Consider the following 3,150-nt stretch of genomic DNA (forward strand, 5'->3'; position numbering starts at 1 on the left):
CTGCTGCTGGCCAAACTGACCCTGCTGCTGGTCGTAGCCCTGCTGGTTCTGCCCTGGCGCGCCCTGGCCGTAGCCTCCCGAGGGAGCTCCGTACCCGTTCGGCTGATTCGAGTAGCTGTCGCTCACTGCTGCTCCTTCGCGCGCGGCGGCGAACTGTCACCACGCTCATGAGTTCTGGTGGGTTCGACCCCGCAGCGCACCGCCGTTGAGCAGCCCTCACTGAGGAGATCGTGTGAAGCCTATCCGCCGCTTGCGACAAAACCCCGGGCCTCGACGAAATCTGCGTAACGCGACGACGAATCTCAACCGCAGGTTGGACTCGGCGGTGGGTCGATGCCATCGAATGGCTGATGTTTCGCCGGGGAGATTCCCCCAAGAAATCGCGTCTAAGCTCACTTCATGGAGAACATTTCCGTTGCAGAACTGCACAAACTGGGTGAGAACATCACGCTCATTGACGTGCGTGAGAACGACGAGGTCGCCGAGGTGCGCATCCCGTTCGCGACGGTGATTCCGCTAAGCGAGTTCGCGGATCGCATGGACGAGGTGCCCGATGAGGGCGCCTACATCATGTGTCACGCGGGCGGCCGTTCGGCGCGCACCGTCGACTTCCTCGAACGCTATGGCAAGCACGCGACCAACGTCGATGGCGGCATTTCGCAGTGGGAGGCCGAGGGCTTCCCCGTCGAACGCGGGTAGCGCGGCGCCCTTCTGCGGAAACGTGACCACGGCATCGGGGCTGTGGAGAACTGAGCTGCCCACTTCGGGCAGTGCCTAGGCTTGTAGGTATGACAACGGCACAGCAGGTCCTCGAACAGGTATGGGGTTACCCAGAGTTTCGTGGGCAGCAGGCCGAGATCATCGACGCGGTCGTGCAGGGCAGAGATGCCCTCGTGCTCATGCCCACCGGCGGCGGCAAGTCGCTGTGTTACCAGGTGCCAGCGCTCGTGCGCGAAGGCACGGGCATCGTCATCTCGCCGCTCATCGCGCTGATGCAAGACCAGGTGGATGCGCTCGGCCAACTCGGCGTGCGGGCCGCCTACCTGAACTCGACCCTCGACATCGACGAGCGTCGCCTCGTCGAGCAGCAGTACATCGCCGGCGAGCTCGACCTGCTCTACCTCGCACCCGAGCGGTTGCAGGCGACTATCCCGCTGCTCCAGCGCGGCAACATCTCGCTGTTTGCGATCGACGAGGCGCACTGTGTGAGCCAGTGGGGCCACGACTTCCGCCCCGACTACCTGCAGCTCAGCGTGCTGCACGAGCAGTGGCCCGACGTCCCACGGGTGGCCCTCACGGCGACCGCGACGCTCGCGACGCGCGACGAGATCATCGAGCGGCTCGGCCTCGACGGCGCCGCGAAGTTCGTCTCGAGCTTTGACCGCCCGAACATTCAGTACCGCATCGTGCCGAAAGACCGCGCCCGCGATTCGCTGCACAAGTTCATCAAGGCCGAGCACCCGGGCGACGCCGGCATCGTTTACTGCCTGTCGCGTAAGTCGGTCGAGCAGACGGCCGAGTACCTGAGCGACCGCGGCATCCCGGCACTCGCCTACCACGCGGGCATGCCTGCGGCGACGCGCGCGACGAACCAGGCGCGGTTCCTGCGCGAGGAGGGGCTCGTGATGTGCGCGACGATCGCGTTCGGCATGGGCATCGACAAGCCCGATGTGCGCTTCGTCGGGCACCTCGACCTGCCGAAGTCGGTCGAGGGGTACTACCAAGAGACGGGGCGTGCGGGGCGCGACGGGCTGCCGTCAACCGCATGGCTCGCCTATGGCTTGCAGGACGTCGTGCAGCAGCGCCGCATGATCGACCAGGGCGAAGGCGACGACTTCTATAAGCGGCAGCAGTCGCTCCACCTCGATGCGATGCTCGCGCTGAGCGAGACCGCCGGCTGCCGGCGCCAGATGCTGCTCGACTACTTCGGCGAGCGCTCCGAGCCGTGCGGCAACTGCGACAACTGCATCAACCCGCCGGCGACGTGGGACGGCACCGTCGCCGCGCAGAAGCTGCTCTCGACGATCGTGCGCATCGACCGCTCGCAGCGGCGCGCGTTCGGCGCCGGCCAGCTCATCGACATCCTGCTCGGCCGTGACACCGACCGCATCGCGCAGAACCGGCACAACGAGCTGTCGACCTACGGTATCGGCACCGAGCTCGACGAGTCGGGGTGGCGATCGGTCGTTCGGCAGCTGCTCGCGATGAACGTGATTCAGGCACACGGCGACTACGGCGTGCTGCGCATGACCGAGCGCGGGGCGTCGGTGCTCGGCGGCGGCGAACAGGTGCAGTTGCGAACGGATGTGCGCGAGCAGCGCGTGCGCAGCTCGCGTTCGTCACGCCCCAAGCCCGAGCTCGACTCGCTGCAGCCCGAGCAGCTCGCCCGCTTCGAGCGACTGCGCGAGTGGCGCCGCGACACCGCGCGCGAGCAGTCGGTGCCCGCCTACGTCGTGTTCAACGACGCGACGTTGCGCGAGCTCGCGGTAGAGCGCCCCGACACCATCACCGCGCTCGCCGGCATCTCGGGCGTCGGCCGCTCGAAGCTCGAGCAGTACGGCGAAGAGGTGCTCGACGTGATCGCGTCGCGCGAGTAATTCCGCGATCTTCTCTTCAAGTTGTGGATGTTGCGCTTGGCCCCATTCGAGGCCCGTTTTCGCGTGCGTTTGGGGCTGAACGCAACACCTATGCGTGAGTGAGTCGGTGCGATCGGCATCGTACCCAGGTCGAGCTGCTGGGCGGATGCGGCTGCTCGGTTGATGTGTCGGCTCGGCAAGCGCGACGGCGATAGCACCCGGCGGCAGCAGGCCGGAGGCTGGCCGCCCCTGGCACGGCGCCGGAAGCTGTCCCATCCACCGCACGCGCGCCGGAAGCGGCCACGTCGGCGACGCTGGCGTCGAGGACCCGGTACCGCAGAATGCCAGTCAGGTGAGCGCCACGGACCCCCATGTGGCCGCTATGTCGGAGGCTCATGGTGAACTGAAACCAGTCCCCAAACCGTCGCGATTCCACCCACGCCCTCAATGTCGGAGGGTCGTGGTGAAGTAAAGCCAGTCCCCAAGCCGTCGCCGACTCGTCCTCGCCCGCATCGTTGCGGTCAGGAAACTCCCCGCAAAAAGATCGCACCCAGGGGTCACGTTTTGGCCCGCT

The 3,150-nt window shown here is 66.5% G+C and carries 2 protein-coding genes; both read left to right on the forward strand.

Translation table 11 applies throughout. The features are described 5' to 3' along the window. Positions 1–399: 399 nt before the first annotated feature. Positions 400–699: a rhodanese-like domain-containing protein gene (locus ID132_RS04965; protein ID WP_125107610.1), complete on the forward strand. Its 300-nt coding sequence runs from the start codon at positions 400–402 to the stop codon at positions 697–699. An 89-nt stretch (positions 700–788) separates the two neighbouring features. Then, entirely contained in the window at positions 789–2,597 is a 1,809-nt protein-coding gene (recQ, locus tag ID132_RS04970) for a DNA helicase RecQ (protein WP_193128007.1), read from the forward strand. Positions 2,598–3,150: the final 553 nt, after the last annotated feature.

Origin of the sequence: Gulosibacter sediminis, assembly GCF_014904065.1 — a bacterium.
Lineage (GTDB): Bacteria > Actinomycetota > Actinomycetes > Actinomycetales > Microbacteriaceae > Gulosibacter > Gulosibacter sediminis.

Bases quoted from the DNA above. Each gene is read 5' to 3' on its own strand.
- ID132_RS04965 (WP_125107610.1), top strand. From the start codon at position 400: ATGGAGAACATTTCCGTTGCAGAACTGCACAAACTGGGTGAGAACATC.
- recQ (WP_193128007.1), top strand. From the start codon at position 789: ATGACAACGGCACAGCAGGTCCTCGAACAGGTATGGGGTTACCCAGAG.